This window comes from Rathayibacter sp. VKM Ac-2805 (genome assembly GCF_009834265.1).
In the GTDB taxonomy this organism is placed as follows: Bacteria; Actinomycetota; Actinomycetes; order Actinomycetales; family Microbacteriaceae; genus Rathayibacter.
This window is the reverse complement of record NZ_CP047185.1, coordinates 219710-234759: the sequence shown is the minus strand read 5'-3', so window position 1 is coordinate 234759 and position 15050 is coordinate 219710. Positions and strand designations below refer to the sequence as shown.

Below are 15050 nucleotides of genomic sequence, written 5' to 3'. Positions count from 1 at the left end.
GCCGAGTGTTACGGCGTGGGCATGCCGCCGTTGACGTGCAGCGTCTCGCCGACGACGTAGCTCGACTCCGGGGAGGCGAGGAACACGTAGGCGGGAGCGAGCTCGGCCGGCTGGCCCCAGCGTCCGAGCGGCGTCTGCGAGCCGACCTCGGGCAGCTTGTCGGACGGCTGGCCGCCCGCGGTCTGCAGCGGCGTCCAGATCGGGCCCGGGGCGACGACGTTCACGCGGATCCCCTTGGGCGCGAGCTGCTGCGCGAGCGCCTTCGAGAACGTGTTGATCGTGGCCTTCGTGCTGGCGTAGTCGACCAGCATCGGCGACGGCTGGTAGGCCTGGATCGACGAGGTGCTGATGATCGCGGAGCCCGGGGCGAGGTGCGGCACGGCCGCCTTCGTCATCCAGAACATCGCGTAGACGTTGGTCTTGAAGGTCTCGTCGAACTGCTCGTCCGAGAGCTCGAGGAAGTCCTCGACGTGCTGCTGCTTGCCCGCGTTGTTGACGAGGATGTCGAGTCCGCCCAGGCCCTCGACGGCCTTCGCGACGGCGCCCACCGCGAAGTCGTGGTCGGTGATGTCGCCGGGGATGGCGACGGCGGTGCGGCCGGCCTCCTCGATCAGCGCGACGACCTTCTTCGCGTCCGACTCCTCCTCGGGGAGGTAGACGATCGCGACGTCGGCGCCCTCGCGGGCGTAGGCGATGGCGACGGCCGCGCCGATGCCCGAGTCGCCTCCGGTGACGAGCGCCTTGCGCCCGGTCAGGCGGCCGGAGCCGCGGTAGGTCGACTCGCCGCGGTCGGCGGGATCGTCCATCTTAGAGTCGAGGCCGGAGCCCTCCTGGTACTGGGCCTCCGTGTCGATGTCGGCGAACATCGCGGTCGGGTCTTGGAACGTGTACTGGTCGTTCTGCGGAGTCTGGTCGTTCTGCGAAGTCATGTCTCGACGCTAGGCGCGCGGGATCGGCGACCGCGCGTGCTTGACAGCCCCGATCCGCCAGGACACAGGAGGTCTTCAGGAGCCGCGAGGCTTCCCGGATCGGGGAGAATGGTGCGGTGACCCGCGACGACTCCCTGTCCTTCGACACCACGGCGCCGCTGCCCGGCTGGCAGCACGCCTACTCCGGCAAGGTGCGCGACCTCTACACCCCCGACGACGCCGACCCCGTGCTCGGCGCCGACCGCATGCTCGTCGTCGCCAGCGACCGGGTCAGCGCGTACGACGCGGTCCTCGAGCCAGGGATCCCCGGCAAGGGCGAGCTGCTGACCACGCTCTCCCTCTGGTGGTTCGCGCAGCTCTCCGACGTCCCCAACCATCTGATCCCGGGCGCGATCCCCGAGGCGGTCCGCGGCCGGTCGATGCTGGTGAAGACGCTCGACATGTTCCCGATCGAGTGCGTCGTGCGCGGCTACCTCTCCGGCAGCGGCTGGAAGGAGTACCGGGAGACGGGCTCCGTCTGCGGCGTCCCGCTCCCCGAGGGCCTCCAGGACGGCGACGCGCTCCCCGAGCCGGTCTACACCCCGGCCTGGAAGGCCCCGCAGGGCGAGCACGACGAGAACATCACCTTCGAGCGCACGGTCGAGATCGTCGGGGAGGAGGCCGCGGAGGCGCTGCGCACCCTCTCGCTCGCCGTCTTCCGCGAGGCGTCCACCATCGCCCTGGCCCGCGGCGTGCTGCTGGCCGACACGAAGTTCGAGTTCGGAGTCGACCGCGGGACCGGAGTCGTCACCCTCGGCGATGAGGTCCTCACGAGCGACTCCTCCCGCTACTGGGACGCCGACGACTACGACGCCGGCATCCGCGGCCGCTCGTTCGACAAGCAGATCGTGCGCGACTGGCTCTCCGACAACTGGGACGGCCAGGGCCTCCCGCCGACCCTCCCGTCCGAGATCGTCGAGCGCACGGCCGCGCGCTACCGCGAGCTCATCGAGCGTCTCACGCGCTGAGGCACCGGAACGATTTGTGGACGATCACCACCCTCGCGTCCGGCTGGAGGCCCGCGGCGAGGATCCGGACGAGGCGCGGCACAGCCTCGCGCGGCTCTACAACGGCGACGAGTGGCGCGCCGCCACCACCGCGGCCGACTTCAGCTACCGCTACGCGGCGATCGGCGACGGCGGGATGACCCTCCGCACCTCGCGGATGTCCGGGCGCCTCGCGGGCGGCGTGGGCGACTCGGACGACGTCGTCGTGCAGTGGATCGTGGGCGGCTCCGGCCGGATCGACGTCGGCCGCGCCTCGATCGCGATGGAGGAGAACCGTCCCGTCCTCTTCCCCGTCGGCCGGCCGTTCGCCTTCGACTACGTCGACTTCGACCAGCGCCTGGTGCACCTCGACCGGGGAGTGGTCGACCGGGTCGCCGCCGAGCGCGGCCTCGTCGGCTCCCTCGTCTTCGACTCCGAGCACCGCCCCGACGCCGCGGCGATCCGCCGCTGGCGCACGGCCGTCGCCGACTCCGCCCGCGCGCTGCGCAGCGAGCGCGTCGAGCCGCTGCTCTGGGACGAGCTCACCCGTGCCACGGCCTCCGCGCTGCTCGACCTCTACCCTCCGGAGTCCGCTCCGGTCCCGCCCGAGCTCCTCGCCCCCCGGAACGCACGGATCCGCACGGCCGTCGAGTACGTGCACGCCCACTGCAGCGAGCCGATCGGCCCCGCCGAGATGGCGGCGGCGTCGGGCCTGACCGTCCGGGGCCTGCAGTCCGCGTTCCAGCGGGTGCTCGGGATGCGCCCGATCGCCTACCTGCGCCTGGTGCGGCTCGACCGCGCCCGGGAGGAGCTCGCCGTGAGTCCGCCCCACGGGACGACGGTCGCCGCCGTCGCCCGGCACTGGGGCTTCGGGAACGCGGGCCGCTTCAGCGCGGCCTACGCGGAGCGATTCGGCGAGTCGCCGAGCGCCACCCTGCAGAGCTGATCAGTCGACGAGCTCGGGCGGCGGCTGCCCCTCGAGGATGCGGCTGAGGCCGTCGAGCAGCACCGCGACGGTCGCGGCCTCCGACTCGGGCACCTTCGCGACCATCGCGCGGATCTGCTCGTAGGTCGGGTCGTCGGTGCCGACGATGGCCTTCTGCGCGCGCTCCGTCAGGCAGAGGATGCGGCCGCGGCCGTCGGACGGGTCGGGAGTGCGGTCCACGTAGCCGGCGCGGGCGAGGCGGTCGACGAGGAGGGAGACGGCCGCCGTCGTGATCGACAGGGCCGCGGACAGGTCGACGGCGCGGACGATCTCGTCGCGCCGCTCCCCGACCCCGATCAGCCGCAGGGCCGCGAGATCCGTGGCGCCGATGCCCAGGCGGCGCTCCACGCGGCCGTCGTAGTCGCGCTCCGCCGTGCGCAATCGCGTGAGCAGAGCGAACAGGTCTGGCCGAGCGTCCATCGAGGTGCACCTTCCGAGCGGCAGGCGCCCCGGACGGGAACTCGCTGCCCCCATCGAACCACTTCTCCGGCGATCGGACGGCGTGTGTCCCGAAAGCGCAGTCGGCGCCGAGACTGTTAGTCAACCGACTTAGCAATACCTAGTGTCGACGGTGCGGCACGCCTTCCGTGCGCCGCCGACGGTGAGGAGGTGCGCGCGATGGGACGACTGCTCTACGGCGCACCCGCCAGCTCGCACTCCTTCGAGGACCGCGCCCTGGCTCACCTCCAGACCGTGATCACCTCGCGGTTCCGCCGCGGCGAGGGCTTCCTCCTGACGATCGAGGACGCCGAGGGCCGCCGGTCCGAACTGTGGCTCCACCCCGGCATCCCCACCCGCTACGAGTACGACGGCACCGCCGCGATCGAGCTGAACCCGCACTGGCTGCGCGAGCTCTCGAACGCCTCGAACGGCCGCCTCGGCCTCCACCTCCTCCCCGAAACCTCGTCGCCCGACGACCTCTCCGTGAAGAAGATCCCCGCATGAGCGACCACAACGGCACACTGTTCCGGCGCGGAGGCACCGTCCGCTTCGTCCGCTGGATCTCCTCCCGCGACGGCGGCTGGGCTCCCGAGATCGTGCAGGGGCGCTACCTCGAGCGCGACGACCGCGGCTGGCTGGTCGAGATCGAGGGCACCCCGACGGTGCTCGCGAAGGACGACTGGGCCGTCTACCGCTGACCGGCTCTGCGCTCGGCGTACTGTTGAGCAGGTGCGTTCTCGTGATCGCCGCGGCATCACCTCGGCTCCCCTCCTCCTGACGACCATCGGAACGACGAGCCTCGTCTTCCTCTGCGCGTTCGAGTCGCTCGCCGTGACGACGATCATGCCGATCGTCAGCGCCGACCTCGACGGTCGCGCCCTCTACCCCCTGGCCTTCGCGGCGACGCTCGCCGCCGCCGTGGTCGGGATGGTCGCGGCCGGCTCCTCCGCCGACCGCCGCGGCCCGACGCCGTCGCTCGTGGTCGCGATCCTGCTCTTCACCCTGGGCCTCGTCGCCGCGGGCGCCGCGCAGTCGATGCCGGTCTTCGTGGCGGCCCGCCTGCTGCAGGGGCTGGGCAGCGGAGGGATCACCGTCACCCTCTACGTGCTCGTCGCGCGGGTCTACCCGAGCGAGCTGCATCCGAGGATCTTCGGCGCCTTCGCCGCGGCCTGGGTCGTGCCGTCGCTGGTGGGGCCGCTGGTGGCCGGAGTCGTCGCCGAGCTCGCGAGCTGGCACTGGGTCTTCTTCGGAGTCGTCGCCCTGGTGGCCCTCGCGAGCGCCGCGATCGCGCCGACGCTCCGCTCGCTCGAGCCGCGCGAGCGCCTCCCCTTCGATCGCCGGGCAGTGGGCCGCATCGCCCGCGCCGTGGTCGTCTCGGCCGGAGTCGTCGTGCTGAGCACGAGCGCCGAGCTCGCGCCCGACCTCGCCGGGCTCCTGGCCGCGGCCGCCGTGGTGGTCGTGGTCGTGGCGGTTCGCGCGCTCCTGCCCGCGGGCACGCTGCGCGCCCGGGGCGTCCTGCCGTCGGTGATCCTCCTCCGCGCCCTCGTCGCCGCGGCGTTCTTCGGCACCGAGGTCTACCTGCCGCTGCTGCTCTCGGAGCAGTACGGCCTGCCGCCCTGGCTCTCGGGCGCCATGCTCACCGCGGGCGCCGTCTCCTGGGCTCTCGGCTCGAACATCCAGGGACGCCCGGGTACCCGCCTCAGCCACGGCGGAGCGATGCGGCTCGGCACGTCGCTCGTGCTCGCCGGCATCGGAGTCGTGCTGCTCGTCACGGTGCTCGCCCTCAGCCCGATCGTCGCGGGCGTGGGCTGGTTCCTGGCCGGCGGCGGCATGGGCACGATGTTCCCGCGGATGGGGACGATGACGCTCGCGCTCTCCGCTCCGGGCCGGGAGGGCTTCAACAGCTCGGCCCTGCAGATCGCCGACTCGACCGGCGCCTCGGTCTCCCTCGCGCTGACGGGCCTCCTCGCGGCGGCGGTCACCGGCCTGATCGGGGCCGGGACCGGGGTCTTCGCCGCGACCTTCTCGTACGCCGCGCTGATCGCGATCGTCGCAGTCGGTCTGGCCGGCCGGCTCGACGGACTCCTGCGCCGCGAGGGACGCCGGGAGCCCGCCGAGCAGGCTCAGCTGTAGAGCGACTCCGGCACGTCGAGGCCGTAGATCGCGCGGCCGGACGACCAGATCACCGAGCAGGCGGCCCGGAGCAGATCGGTCGCGTCGTCGCCGGCGTCCACGATCACCACGGAGTCGCCGTCGAGGCGGACCTTGGCGCCGCGGACGGCGTGCGTGCCGTTCCGCGAGACCGTCGTCGCCGGGTAGGGCAGGTGCAGCTCGCGCAGGTCGCCGAGGATGTACGTCGGCCGGAGCTTGGGCTCCGCGGCGAGGAGCTGCTTGGCCCGGTCGATCCCGGTGAGCACGTGGGCGCTCTCCATGTCTGCGCCGTTCGCGCCGGCGATGTCGGTGTCGAGCCGGTCGCCGAGGAACAGCGGGTTCGTCGAGCCGAAGCGCGCGGTCGCCGCGTCGAAGATGGCCCGCTCGGGCTTGCCCGCGACGACCGGGAGCCGACCGACTGCGGTGTGCACGGCCGAGACGAGGGTCCCGTTGCCCGGGGCGATGCCGCGCGCGACGGGGATCGTCCAGTCGGTGTTCGTCGCGACCCACGGGATCCCCGTGTGGAGCGCGAACGAGGCCTCGGCCAGCTGCTCCCAGCCGACCGTGGGCGCGAAGCCCTGGATGACCGCCGCCGGCGAGTCCTCCGCGCTGCGCGTCACGGTGAACCCGGCGCGCTCGACCTCGGAGGTGAGGCCCTCCGCCCCGACGACGAGGATCGTCGAGCCGGCCGGCACCAGGTCGGCGAGCAGCACGACCGCCGCCTGGGGGGAGGTGACGACGTCCTCGGGCCGGACGCTCAGCCCCAGCTCGGAGAGGTGCCCGGCGACGGAGGCGTCCGTGCGGGAGGCGTTGTTGGTGATGTAGCCGACCCGCAGCGTCTCGGCCGCGCGGTTGAGGCTCTCCACCGCGAAGGGGATCGCGTCGGCGCCCTTGTAGACGACCCCGTCGAGGTCGGCCAGGACGGAGTCGCGGCCGTCGAGCGGAGTGGGCTCAGTCCTGCTGCTGCGGAACATCGGCGTCCTCCTCGGTGGTGTCGGCGGGTTCGACCGACTCGTCGGCGGTCGGCTCGGCCGAGTCGAGAGCCTCGTCCGCGTCCGTCTCGGCGAGATCGTCGGACTCGAGGGACTCGTCCGCGAAGGTCGGCTCGTCCGTGTCGACGAGGTCGGCCTCGGCGTCAGCGGTCGCATCGGCGTCGTCCGCGTCCGCGTCGTCGTCGTCGATCTCCTCGGACACAGTCCGGTGGACCTCGTCCTCGTCCGCGTCGTCGACGGCGGTCGGGCCGTCCTCGTCGTCCAGGTAGTCGTCCGCGTCGTCGACCGCGGTCCTTTCCTCGGCGCGATCGGGAGCAGACGCTGCGTCGGCCGACTCGTGCTCCTCCTCGATCACCTCGATCGTCTCGTCGTCACCGCCGCCCTCGGCCGCGAAGACGGCCTGCGCCGCGATGTCGGCCCGACGCTGCCACTCGGCCGCCTCCTCGGAGCGGCCGACCTCCTCGAGGACGAGCGAGTAGGCGGCGAAGAGATCCGGGCTGTACGAGAACGCGCGGTCCGGGTCCAGCTGCGGGATCTCGAGCTCCATGAGAGCGAGCTCCGCCTGCCCGAGGTCGAGGCGGGCGCCGGACATGGCGATCGCCAGCGACACCTGCGCGCCGGGGCTCAGCGTGGTGCGGTCGATCGACCGTCCCAGCTCGAGCGCCTTGTCGGGTCGGCCGACGCCGCGCTCGGAGTCGACCATCAGCGGCACCTGCTCGTCCGAGCCGGAGATCCTGCGGAAGGTGCGCAGCTCGCGCAGCGCCAGGGCGAAGTCGCCCGTCGCGTACGCCGAGATGGCCAGCGACTCGCGGACCACGGCGATACGTCCCGCGCGGCGGGCCGCCGAGAGCACGTGGCGGTGCGCCAGCTCGGGGTCCTCCTCGAGGAGGCGGCCGGCCATCACCAGGTGACGGGCGACCCATTCGGCGTTGTCCTTCGAGAGCGTGCGCAGCTCGTTGCGGGCGACCTTGTCGAGGTCCTTGGCCTGCACGTCGTCCGGAAGGTCCGGGTCGTCGTGGCGCGGACGCACCGACTGGAGGGAGCGCCGCTCGCGCTCCTCCTCGGTGAGCTCCGGCTCCTCGCGGGGGCCGCCGCGTCCGCCGCCGAAGCCCTCGCGTCCGCGTCCGCCGCCCTGGCGGTCTCCGCCGCCCCGACGATCGTCCGACCACGGCCGGCTTCCGCCGTCGCGCGATCCACCGCGGAACGGAGGACGCGAGTCCCCATCCCGCTGCGGACGAGAGTCGCCACCACCACGGTAGGAAGGGCGGGAGTCTCCATCCCGCTGCGGACGCGAGTCCCCACCTCCACGGTAAGGAGGCCAGGAGTCCCCGTCACGCTGGGGACGCGAGTCGCCACCGCGATAGGGAGGACGCGAGTCACCGTCCCGCTGCGGACGCGAGTCGCCACCGCGATAGGGAGGACGCGAGTCACCGTCCCGCTGCGGACGGGAGTCCCCACCGCCACGGTAAGGAGGACGGGAGTCCCCGTCGCGCTGAGGACGGGAATCCCCACCCCCGCGGTAAGGAGGACGAGAGTCCCCGTCACGCTGCGGACGAGAGTCTCCACCACCGCGATAAGGAGGACGCGAGTCGCCATCGCGCTGCGGACGCGAGTCCCCACCACCGCGATAAGGAGGACGGGAGTCGCCATCGCGCTGCGGACGCGAGTCTCCACCACCGCGATAAGGAGGACGGGAGTCCCCATCGCGCTGCGGACGGGAATCCCCACCACCACGGTAAGGAGGACGAGAGTCGCCGTCTCGCTGCGGACGCGAATCCCCACCGCCACGGTAAGGAGGACGGGAGTCCCCGTCGCGCTGCGGACGGGAGTCCCCACCACCACGGTAAGGAGGACGCGAGTCACCATCACGCTGCGGACGCGAATCCCCACCGCCACGGTAAGGAGGACGGGAGTCCCCGTCACGCTGCGGACGCGAGTCACCATCACGCTGCGGACGGGAGTCCCCACCACCACGGTACGGAGGACGAGAGTCCCCGTCGCGCTGCGGACGGGAATCGCCACCACCGCGGTACGGAGGACGCGAGTCACCATCACGCTGCGGACGGGAGTCGCCACCGCCACGATAGGGAGGACGAGCATCACCGTCGCGGCGGGGGCGGGCATCGCCCGAGCCGCCGCGATCGTTCGAGGAGCGGCCGGGGCCGCCGGCGCGAGGCGGCCGCTCGTCACGACGTCCGGAGTCCCGGTCGTTGCGGTCGGATCCTGAGTCGTCCATGCGTTCCTCGCCTGTCGGTGATGCTCTGTGGAGTTGACCCGCCCGAGGGCGGGGAGGACGGCCGTAACCGTCGCACCACCCTAACCCGCACCGCGCTCCAGTGAGCAGCGGGGATCCGAGGTGGTGGTTAAACAGCGATGGCCACCCATTTCTGGGTGGCCATCGTGAATGGTGTCCGGCGGTGTCCTACTCTCCCACAGGGTCCCCCCTGCAGTACCATCGGCGCTGAGAGTCTTAGCTTCCGGGTTCGGAATGTGACCGGGCGTTTCCCTCTCGCTATGGCCGCCGTAACCCTGGCGACACACGCACCCGAGGGCACATGGTCAAATCTGGGTTACACGCCGTGCGTGTATTCAATTGTTCCGCTCCTCCCGAAGGAGGATGCGGGGTGCCCGTCTTCTGGGAACCACAAAGTGGACGCAAGCAATCTCTGACCACTCCTACCAGCCTTTACAACGGTATGAGTGTAGTGATTATCAAGTTATCGGCTTATTAGTACCGGTCAGCTCCGACAGTCTTTAGTCCTGTCTTCCACATCCGGCCTATCAACCCAGTCGTCTGGCTGGGAGCCTCTCCCCCGAAGGGATGGAAATCTCATCTCGAAGCCGGCTTCCCGCTTAGATGCTTTCAGCGGTTATCCGTTCCGAACGTAGCTAATCAGCGGTGCTCCTGGCGGAACAACTGACACACCAGAGGTTCGTCCATCCCGGTCCTCTCGTACTAGGGATAGATCTTCTCAAATTTCCTGCGCGCGCAGCGGATAGGGACCGAACTGTCTCACGACGTTCTAAACCCAGCTCGCGTACCGCTTTAATGGGCGAACAGCCCAACCCTTGGGACCTACTCCAGCCCCAGGATGCGACGAGCCGACATCGAGGTGCCAAACCATGCCGTCGATATGGACTCTTGGGCAAGATCAGCCTGTTATCCCCGAGGTACCTTTTATCCGTTGAGCGACAGCGCTTCCACAAGCCACTGCCGGATCACTAGTCCCGACTTTCGTCCCTGCTCGACTTGTCAGTCTCACAGTCAAGCTCCCTTGTGCACTTACACTCGCCACCTGATTGCCAACCAGGTTGAGGGAACCTTTGGGCGCCTCCGTTACTCTTTGGGAGGCAACCGCCCCAGTTAAACTACCCATCAGGCACTGTCCCTGAACCCGATTAGGGTCCGAAGTTAGATATCCAGAGTGACCAGAGTGGTATTTCAACAATGACTCCACGAACACTAGCGTGCCCGCTTCACAGTCTCCCACCTATCCTACACAAGCCACACCGAACACCAATACCAAACTATAGTAAAGGTCACGGGGTCTTTCCGTCCTGCTGCGCGTAACGAGCATCTTTACTCGTAATGCAATTTCGCCGAGTTCGCGGTTGAGACAGCTGGGAAGTCGTTACGCCATTCGTGCAGGTCGGAACTTACCCGACAAGGAATTTCGCTACCTTAGGATGGTTATAGTTACCACCGCCGTTTACTGGGGCTTAAATTCTCAGCTTCGCCTTGCGGCTAACCGTTCCTCTTAACCTTCCAGCACCGGGCAGGCGTCAGTCCGTATACATCGTCTTGCGACTTAGCACGGACCTGTGTTTTTAGTAAACAGTCGCTTCCCACTGGTCTCTGCGGCCATCGAACGCTCCCGGAGCAAGTCCGTTCACGCCTCAGGCCCCCCTTCTCCCGAAGTTACGGGGGCATTTTGCCGAGTTCCTTAACCACGATTCTCTCGATCTCCTTAGTATTCTCTACCTGACCACCTGAGTCGGTTTGGGGTACGGGCAGCTAGAACCTCGCGTCGATGCTTTTCTTGGCAGCATAGGATCACCGATTTCGACTTGCGTCTACCCATCAGATCTCAGGCTATATGAACGACGGATTTGCCTATCGTTCGCCCTACATCCTTAGACCGGGACAACCATCGCCCGGCTCGGCTACCTTCCTGCGTCACACCTGTTAATACGCTAAACGCACCAGCACGGGGTCGTACGCTAGGCCCAACGCTTCACCCCGAAGGGATCCATCAAAGGGATTCAGATACTTAGCACTACTGGATTGTCTTGGGCGGTTCTTCGCCGGTACGGGAATATCAACCCGTTGTCCATCGACTACGCCTGTCGGCCTCGCCTTAGGTCCCGACTTACCCAGGGAAGATTAGCTTGACCCTGGAACCCTTGGTCTTCCGGAGGACGGGTTTCTCACCCGTCTTTCGCTACTCATGCCTGCATTCTCACTCGTGTGGCATCCACGGCTGGTTCACACCGCCGCTTCACTCGCCACACGACGCTCTCCTACCCATCAACACGGCTGGACCACGAAGGCCTACCACTAATGTCAATGCCACAACTTCGGTGGCGTGCTTGAGCCCCGTTACATTGTCGGCGCGGAATCACTTGACCAGTGAGCTATTACGCACTCTTTCAAGGGTGGCTGCTTCTAAGCCAACCTCCTGGTTGTCTGTGCAACTCCACATCCTTTCCCACTTAGCACGCGCTTAGGGACCTTAGTTGGTGGTCTGGGTTGTTTCCCTCTCGACTATGAAGCTTATCCCCCACAGTCTCACTGCTGCGCTCTCACTTACCGGCATTCGGAGTTTGGCTGACGTCAGTAAGCTTTTGGGCCCCATCGGCCATCCAGTAGCTCTACCTCCGGCAAGAAACACGCAACGCTGCACCTAAATGCATTTCGGAGAGAACCAGCTATCACGAAGTTTGATTGGCCTTTCACCCCTATCCACAGCTCATCCCCTCCATTTTCAACTGAAGTGGGTTCGGTCCTCCACGACGTCTTACCGTCGCTTCAACCTGGCCATGGATAGATCACTTCGCTTCGGGTCTAGACCCTGCGACTGAATCGCCCTATTCGGACTCGCTTTCGCTACGGCTGCCCCACACGGGTTAACCTCGCCACAGAGCACTAACTCGCAGGCTCATTCTTCAAAAGGCACGCCGTCACCCCTACAAGGAGGCTCCGACGGTTTGTAAGCAAACGGTTTCAGGTACTATTTCACTCCCCTCCCGGGGTACTTTTCACCTTTCCCTCACGGTACTTGTCCGCTATCGGTCATCTGGGAGTATTTAGGCTTATCAGGTGGTCCTGACAGATTCACACGGGATTTCTCGGGCCCCGTGCTACTTGGGATACTCTTCACGCCATAACACCATTTCGACTACGGGGCTCGCACCCGCTCTGGCCAGGCGTTCAAACCTGTTCGTCTATGATGCGCTGTAACGTTCACCGGCCGGCAGACCGGAATGAAAAGTCCCACAACCCCGGCCATGCAACCCCTGCCGGGTATCACACATGACTCGGTTTAGCCTCTTCCGCGTTCGCTCGCCACTACTGACGGAATCACTGTTGTTTTCTCTTCCTGTGGGTACTGAGATGTTTCACTTCCCCACGTTCCCTCTACCCGCCCTATATATTCAGGCGGGAGTCACCAGGTCACCACAAGGGGCCTGGCGGGGTTTCCCCATTCGGAAATCCTCGGATCACAGCTCGTTTATCAGCTCCCCGAGGCTTATCGCAGATTACGACGTCCTTCTTCGGCTCCAGATGCCAAGGCATTCACCGTTTGCTCTTATGAACTTGCTAATCACATGAGTTAAGAAACTACAACTCGAAAAGTTGCAGATCCAATGATTTGCATGACCGCAGCCCGAAAGCCGCGCCATGCGAATCTTGTCGATCCACGACCGAAGCCGTGAATCTAAGATGCTCGCGTCCACTGTGTAGTTCTCAAAATACGGGCGGTATCCCTCTCCCACACACCCAGGCGTGAGAAAAGGATCCGGAGAGTCGACCCCGCTACCCGAAGGCAGCCGGCCCGGTCCCTCAGGACCCAACAGCGTGCATGTACCCGACTCCACCGCCCCGACGCGTTCCCAACCCGAAGGCTGTACTGACGCGAGACGATCTCACCGAGCACCTAGTTCAATGTTCCACCCATGAGCTACCAGCAAAGACATTCGCTTTGATCTGGCGCCTGGAACACCCTGCGGTGTCCAGATGCTCCTTAGAAAGGAGGTGATCCAGCCGCACCTTCCGGTACGGCTACCTTGTTACGACTTAGTCCTAATCACCGATCCCACCTTCGACAGCTCCCTCCTTGCGGTTAGGCCACTGGCTTCGGGTGTTACCGACTTTCATGACTTGACGGGCGGTGTGTACAAGGCCCGGGAACGTATTCACCGCAGCGTTGCTGATCTGCGATTACTAGCGACTCCGACTTCATGAGGTCGAGTTGCAGACCTCAATCCGAACTGAGACCGGCTTTTTGGGATTCGCTCCACCTTACGGTATCGCAGCCCTTTGTACCGGCCATTGTAGCATGCGTGAAGCCCAAGACATAAGGGGCATGATGATTTGACGTCATCCCCACCTTCCTCCGAGTTGACCCCGGCAGTCTCCTATGAGTTCCCACCATGACGTGCTGGCAACATAGAACGAGGGTTGCGCTCGTTGCGGGACTTAACCCAACATCTCACGACACGAGCTGACGACAACCATGCACCACCTGTATACCGACCTTGCGGGGCAACCATTTCTGGAAGTTTCCGGTATATGTCAAGCCTTGGTAAGGTTCTTCGCGTTGCATCGAATTAATCCGCATGCTCCGCCGCTTGTGCGGGCCCCCGTCAATTCCTTTGAGTTTTAGCCTTGCGGCCGTACTCCCCAGGCGGGGAACTTAATGCGTTAGCTGCGACACGGAGACCGTGGAAAGGTCCCCACATCTAGTTCCCAACGTTTACGGCGTGGACTACCAGGGTATCTAATCCTGTTCGCTCCCCACGCTTTCGCTCCTCAGCGTCAGTAACGGCCCAGAGAACTGCCTTCGCCATCGGTGTTCCTCCTGATATCTGCGCATTCCACCGCTACACCAGGAATTCCATTCTCCCCTACCGCACTCTAGTCTGCCCGTACCCACTGCAGGCCCGAGGTTGAGCCTCGGGTTTTCACAGCAGACGCGACAAACCGCCTACGAGCTCTTTACGCCCAATAATTCCGGACAACGCTTGCACCCTACGTATTACCGCGGCTGCTGGCACGTAGTTAGCCGGTGCTTTTTCTGCAGGTACCGTCAAGCCGAAGCCCTTCTTCCCTACTAAAAGAGGTTTACAACCCGAAGGCCGTCATCCCCCACGCGGCGTTGCTGCATCAGGCTTTCGCCCATTGTGCAATATTCCCCACTGCTGCCTCCCGTAGGAGTCTGGGCCGTGTCTCAGTCCCAGTGTGGCCGGTCACCCTCTCAGGCCGGCTACCCGTCGTCGCCTTGGTGAGCCATTACCTCACCAACTAGCTGATAGGCCGCGAGTCCATCCTTGACCGAAAAACTTTCCACCCGCACCCGATGCCAGGGCAGGTCGTATCCGGTATTAGACGCCGTTTCCAGCGCTTATCCCAGAGTCAAGGGCAGGTTACTCACGTGTTACTCACCCGTTCGCCACTAATCCACCCAGCAAGCTGGGCTTCATCGTTCGACTTGCATGTGTTAAGCACGCCGCCAGCGTTCGTCCTGAGCCAGGATCAAACTCTCCGTAAAAAAATTACGACCCCCAACCCCGAAGAGAAGGAGAGTCAAGTTTGACCTCTAGCAAATAAGACATCTCTCCGACCCGAAAGCCGGAAGCTGACATCAATTTCCAAAGGAATCCCAACCCGATCCGAAGATCAAGGCCGGGGTATAAAATTGGCATTGAACATAGTGCACGCTGTTGAGTTCTCAAGAATCGGACACATCCCGCCTCCACACCAGAACGGTGCTTCACAACGGAAGTGATCGAAGATAATGTTGCTTGCGTCATACGCGTCTTCTCGGTAGACTAGGAGAAGTTTCTTTCTCCCTGTCGCCGTGGCAACTTGTATAACTTAGCACATCCGCAGGCCGTGTCAAATCCGGCTTCTTCGCGATGTCGTCACGCTCGTAGGCGCTCCGACGTTGCTCGGTTCAGGACCTGAGTCCTGCGCCGGGCGGCGAAGTTGCTGGATCCGAGGAATCCTGCGAAGGCTTTACATCCGTGCGGCAGACCTGCTCCGAAAAGCTGTCTTGCCGAGTGGATGGTCCCGATTGAGGCCGGGACGTAGGAGCTGCTGCTCTTTCCGTTTCCCTGCGGCCTTTGTGGCGACTCGGAATAAGTTACGCAGCGATCGCGGTGCTGTCAAACGACGGGCCGAAATCGCACATCCCGGGCGTGTCGGGATCAGGGGTCCTCCCCGTCGGCGCCCGGTTCCGCGGGCGGATCCGGGGTCCGAGCCGGCTGCATCGGACCGAGGCGGGCACCCGCGCGCGCGGGATCC

At 65.8% G+C, this 15050-nt stretch carries 10 protein-coding genes and 3 rRNA genes; 6 read left to right on the top strand and 7 right to left on the bottom strand.

Translation table 11 applies throughout. From position 1 onward, the window contains the following. Window positions 1–8 precede the first annotated feature (8 nt). On the bottom strand, window positions 9–929 hold the full coding sequence (locus tag GSU40_RS01100; RefSeq protein WP_104223791.1) for a glucose 1-dehydrogenase: 921 nt from the start codon (window positions 927–929) through the stop codon (window positions 9–11). A gap of 116 nt (window positions 930–1045) precedes the next feature. Here GSU40_RS01100 and GSU40_RS01095 point away from each other — a divergent pair, with 116 nt between their 5' ends. Beyond that, window positions 1046–1936: a phosphoribosylaminoimidazolesuccinocarboxamide synthase gene (locus tag GSU40_RS01095; RefSeq protein ID WP_244229544.1), complete on the top strand. Its 891-nt coding sequence runs from the start codon at window positions 1046–1048 to the stop codon at window positions 1934–1936. 16 nt (window positions 1937–1952) lie between these two features. Next, window positions 1953–2900, top strand: a complete 948-nt coding sequence (locus GSU40_RS01090) for a helix-turn-helix domain-containing protein (RefSeq protein WP_160033163.1) — start codon at window positions 1953–1955, stop codon at window positions 2898–2900. Here GSU40_RS01090 and GSU40_RS01085 read toward each other — a convergent pair whose 3' ends face one another. After that, window positions 2901–3359: a MarR family transcriptional regulator gene (locus tag GSU40_RS01085; RefSeq protein WP_159940166.1), complete on the bottom strand. Its 459-nt coding sequence runs from the start codon at window positions 3357–3359 to the stop codon at window positions 2901–2903. 198 nt (window positions 3360–3557) lie between these two features. Between GSU40_RS01085 and GSU40_RS01080 the strand changes: the two genes are divergently transcribed. Genes GSU40_RS01080 through GSU40_RS01070 form a run of 3 tightly spaced genes read left to right on the top strand, consistent with a single transcriptional unit; the run spans window position 3558 to window position 5513 of the window. After that, window positions 3558–3884 carry a hypothetical protein gene (locus GSU40_RS01080; RefSeq protein ID WP_104223794.1) on the top strand — a complete coding sequence of 109 codons (327 nt, stop codon included), beginning with the start codon at window positions 3558–3560 and terminating at the stop codon, window positions 3882–3884. Then, complete coding sequence (locus GSU40_RS01075; protein ID WP_068256013.1) at window positions 3881–4078, top strand: hypothetical protein; 198 nt, start codon at window positions 3881–3883, stop codon at window positions 4076–4078. The genes GSU40_RS01080 and GSU40_RS01075 overlap by 4 nt, the downstream gene beginning before the upstream one ends. A gap of 31 nt (window positions 4079–4109) precedes the next feature. After that, window positions 4110–5513 carry an MFS transporter gene (locus GSU40_RS01070; protein ID WP_104335879.1) on the top strand — a complete coding sequence of 468 codons (1404 nt, stop codon included), beginning with the start codon at window positions 4110–4112 and terminating at the stop codon, window positions 5511–5513. Here GSU40_RS01070 and GSU40_RS01065 read toward each other — a convergent pair. Continuing rightward, window positions 5504–6505, bottom strand: coding sequence for an HAD-IIA family hydrolase (locus GSU40_RS01065; RefSeq protein ID WP_104226795.1), 1002 nt, complete (start codon window positions 6503–6505; stop codon window positions 5504–5506). The two genes, GSU40_RS01070 and GSU40_RS01065, sit on opposite strands and share 10 nt — an antisense overlap. Continuing rightward, the gene (locus GSU40_RS01060) at window positions 6483–7553 is read right to left on the bottom strand and encodes a hypothetical protein (RefSeq protein WP_244229543.1); all 1071 of its coding nucleotides are present in this window, start codon (window positions 7551–7553) and stop codon (window positions 6483–6485) included. Before GSU40_RS01060 ends, GSU40_RS01065 begins: the two co-directional genes overlap by 23 nt. On the opposite strand from GSU40_RS01060, the gene GSU40_RS01055 reads away from it, so the two are divergent. Further along, the gene (locus GSU40_RS01055) at window positions 7539–8750 is read left to right on the top strand and encodes a hypothetical protein (protein WP_160033161.1); all 1212 of its coding nucleotides are present in this window, start codon (window positions 7539–7541) and stop codon (window positions 8748–8750) included. The two genes, GSU40_RS01060 and GSU40_RS01055, sit on opposite strands and share 15 nt — an antisense overlap. Window positions 8751–8932: 182 nt before the next feature. Here the strand turns inward: GSU40_RS01055 and rrf are convergent. The 3 genes from rrf to GSU40_RS01040 all read right to left on the bottom strand — a co-directional run bounded on the left by rrf (window position 8933) and on the right by GSU40_RS01040 (window position 14295). Next, window positions 8933–9049, bottom strand: a 5S ribosomal RNA gene (rrf, locus tag GSU40_RS01050). A gap of 182 nt (window positions 9050–9231) precedes the next feature. After that, window positions 9232–12347, bottom strand: a 23S ribosomal RNA gene (locus tag GSU40_RS01045). A 425-nt stretch (window positions 12348–12772) separates the two neighbouring features. After that, window positions 12773–14295 (bottom strand): 16S ribosomal RNA (locus tag GSU40_RS01040). The 16S, 23S and 5S rRNA genes sit together here, the layout of an rRNA operon. Window positions 14296–15050 lie beyond the last annotated feature (755 nt).

What these genes read in the sequence shown, in the direction of transcription:
- GSU40_RS01100 (WP_104223791.1), bottom strand. Translation starts at nt 929, where the DNA reads ATGACTTCGCAGAACGACCAGACTCCGCAGAACGACCAGTACACGTTC.
- GSU40_RS01085 (WP_159940166.1), bottom strand. Translation starts at nt 3,359, where the DNA reads ATGGACGCTCGGCCAGACCTGTTCGCTCTGCTCACGCGATTGCGCACG.
- GSU40_RS01080 (WP_104223794.1), top strand. Translation starts at nt 3,558, where the DNA reads ATGGGACGACTGCTCTACGGCGCACCCGCCAGCTCGCACTCCTTCGAG.
- GSU40_RS01075 (WP_068256013.1), top strand. Translation starts at nt 3,881, where the DNA reads ATGAGCGACCACAACGGCACACTGTTCCGGCGCGGAGGCACCGTCCGC.
- GSU40_RS01065 (WP_104226795.1), bottom strand. Translation starts at nt 6,505, where the DNA reads ATGTTCCGCAGCAGCAGGACTGAGCCCACTCCGCTCGACGGCCGCGAC.